This window comes from uncultured Gilliamella sp. (assembly GCA_945271295.1).
Taxonomy (GTDB): Bacteria; Pseudomonadota; Gammaproteobacteria; order Enterobacterales; family Orbaceae; genus Gilliamella.
Genome location: CALYPG010000048.1, coordinates 1 through 3,078, shown reverse-complemented (window position 1 = coordinate 3,078; position 3,078 = coordinate 1). Strand labels below are relative to the sequence as shown.

The 3,078-nt window shown below is 34.9% G+C and carries 3 protein-coding genes; all 3 read right to left on the bottom strand.

Going from position 1 to position 3,078, the window contains the following annotated elements; translation table 11 throughout:
• Nucleotides 1–345 precede the first annotated feature (345 nt).
• Nucleotides 346–1,305, bottom strand: a complete 960-nt coding sequence (locus Q0K76_RS12910) for a P63C domain-containing protein (protein ID WP_279089253.1) — start codon at nt 1,303–1,305, stop codon at nt 346–348.
• A gap of 174 nt (nt 1,306–1,479) precedes the next feature.
• A complete protein-coding gene (locus Q0K76_RS12905) occupies nt 1,480–1,848 on the bottom strand; it encodes a transposase (protein ID WP_279089255.1) in 369 nt (122 codons plus the stop codon).
• Nucleotides 1,849–2,749: 901 nt separating this feature from the next.
• A partial coding sequence (locus Q0K76_RS12900; protein WP_294616079.1) for a LysM peptidoglycan-binding domain-containing protein occupies nt 2,750–3,078 on the bottom strand: 329 nt, incomplete at its 5' end.

Below are 3,078 nucleotides of genomic sequence, written 5' to 3'. Positions count from 1 at the left end.
CATCGGAAAATAATCAAAGCCGTAAAAATCCATCCTTTGAAAATAAACAGACTGTGACGGCTCTTCAAGATGCCGAGCATCGTTCGCCTTGCCCGATCTTCAAGACGATATAGTCCCTTTGAAAACAGCGCATAAAGTTGAGAGCAACCGGGCAAATTGCCTTTAGTGTTTTTTGCAAGCACTCAAAGGATAATAAATTTTTGTAACTATATACAATTTTACACTGTACAATCCGAAAATTACCCTCATTTAAGCGGGTGAACTTTATTCTGGCTCTTTTGGGTTGTAAATTAATGTTTGTTGGAGTTTTTCATCAAAACTTGATAGCCCCCAACTTTTAGAACTCTACTTTGTAGACTCGTCTCCAGGTAGTAATACGTGATCATTTCTCAGTATATCATTCTCTATTTCTTCAAAATTTAACTCTTTTTGCCCCTTGTTCCGATCCACCATTTTATTAAAATTGCTTTTAAATTCAGCCCAGTTATTTGATATATTCATTATCCCAATAACCTTGTAAATTTGAGCAGTTAATGCTGGATGTCCAATATCTGGCGTTAAGCTTTGAAAAAACCTAGCAGTATAATTCCCCGAAGCACTTTTTGGTGTCCTGGATATTAGCTCATCTAATACATCTTTAGGCAACTGGTTATAGATTAATTCTCTTGTCCATCGACCAATAACTCCAGGTCTTTTTTTTATACCTCTTACTGTGTAATCCCATCCATTCAATCTAAATATTTCAAAATAAAAAGAATCAGGAAACATTTTTTGCCATTTTTGAAGCTCTTCACTTATATAAGCCTTAAATATTAAATTCAGAGCGTCTTTTTCTCGGTCATATTGATATCCTGTTGCTTCATCAACTAAAGCAATAATACCAACTTTCGCAACACTTCTAATTATGATCTCTGCAACTTTGGCGTACTCAATTTGCCTGTCAGTAAGCTTACCGTCGATTTTACCCTGGATTAGTAGATCACAAATATCAATTAATAAGGTAACATCATACCCATAAGTTTTAGAAATTTTGCCTCCAGCACCCGGTCTTGTAAACTCTTTTCTATTCTCAATCTTATACCTTATTTCATCAGTAATAGTATCCTTTAATTCTCCTGTGTTAAGCATATTTACAAGCCCTGAGCCGCCTGATGAAGGGGGGAACTTTAGTGCTTTTTGTAAACCGCTACCAGAAAAAACCCGGGTTCCATCTTCCAGAACATAACATTCGAGGCTAACATCGCCTAGGATAATTGGAGTGTCTTTTGAACCAGCAATTGCTTTAAGTATCTTTTTGTTTTCCATAAATTAGCCCATTATATGTTTTTTGTGTATCAAGGTTTTTTAAGGTAAAATAATTCTACCTTGTGACGAAAAATGTTTTGTTTTGCATCTAAATACTAACTAGTGAACATATTTTTGCAAGTGTTTTCCACTTGTAAAATGATATATTCCTATGACGCTTCTCTTAAGAAACCCTCAAAATCCTTTAATGGTATTTGTATGGACGTGACCATTAATATACGTACCTGCACTATGCTTAATAAATTGGTGGTTATAAATACGTTTTAAAGAGTTATAGCTAAACCGCTCATTAGAATAGACTGTTGCATCAGTCACGTATTTAACAATCTCCTTAGTCAGAGTTTTTATGGTGACATCATCAACGCATTTTGCATTTATCTTTCCACCGCGCTCAACCATCCCAAAAACTGGTGTTTTATCTTTTATGCTTCGACCTTGGATAACGGCAACTTTGTTTGAGTAATGCTTATTCTTATTTTTTACACCAACATAAGTTTCATCTAACTCAACCTCATTAGAAACGTCTTTATTGTTATAAAGCAAAAATAATTTCTAATTCCTTTACTAATAAACAAGAAGATTTTTCAGTTATTGAAATAATTTTAGATAGTGTAATGACGTAAGAAACATTTGTGTGATATGTTACAAGCAAAACGACTAATTACGATTTTATAATTTATAATGTATATTTATTGAAATGTGTAGATGTTTTAAGTTAAAGCATTTACGAATTTCTTTATAGACGTATAGGTTATTGGCACACCTATAAACATTAGCTGCTGGATTAAATGGTGATACTACATTTCCATTTGACAAATGTAAATATTTAAGGTCATCCAATGCATCATTTATAATCAGTAAAATACTTTATAAAATATGAAAATCCATCAAATAGATTGTTTATAACGTAGTGTATATTAATATAATATTATTATATTATTAATAACTTTATCAAAATCTAATATAAAAATATATATAATTACCTAAGAATTATATAAACGCGGAATAAATACGCGTGATGAAAGTCTGCTACTTTCTCGCCATGTCGGGTAAATTTCATATGGCTATCGGCAGTTCAAATCCTGCTATCGTGTGGCAAAAAACAGATTATCAGTACGGTTCATTAAGGTGAACTTTTGTTGAGCTTAAAAAATTTTCAGGAGAGAATTGGTTCCTATTTTTAAAAGTTTACATTGGTCAATTTTTCAGACATGTGCGATTTCCATGTTGCTTTTCGAAAATAGCTTCACGCTTTTCGGTGGAACCTAACAGTTATTAAGCGACAACCGCTTCACACTTTCGGGATGCGTTTTTGAGCACCCACGCATCTTATCCAAAACCCGTTTCACACTTTTCGGGATAGGTTTTTGAGTGCCCCCGCATCTTGGCCGAAAACCGTTTCACACTTTTCGGGATGCGTGGGGTATGTAGTGTAATAAAATAATCAAGCCTGATTAAGGTCGGGAATGCGAAGCTTTTGACCGGGGAAGATTTTTTCAGGCGATTTCAACATAGGCTTGTTTGCCTCGAAAATAATCTTGTTTTTGTCGCCATGACCTTTGCCATAAACTTCTTCAGCAATCTTCCACAAAGTGTCACCCTTTTTCACTTCGTAAAAATGCGGTTCTGACGATTGTGCGGCTGCAGGGTTTGAAGATGCCTGCGAAGTGCCCGATTGTGCCGTTTGGTTGCTTGCCGATTTTTGGCCATTCTCAACCTTGAGATTATCGGTATTGACCGATTCAATGCTGTGAAGGTTGCCAACGGCAAGAA

Coding starts and splice junctions, on each gene's coding strand:
- Q0K76_RS12910 (WP_279089253.1), bottom strand. CDS start 1,305: ATGGAAAACAAAAAGATACTTAAAGCAATTGCTGGTTCAAAAGACACT.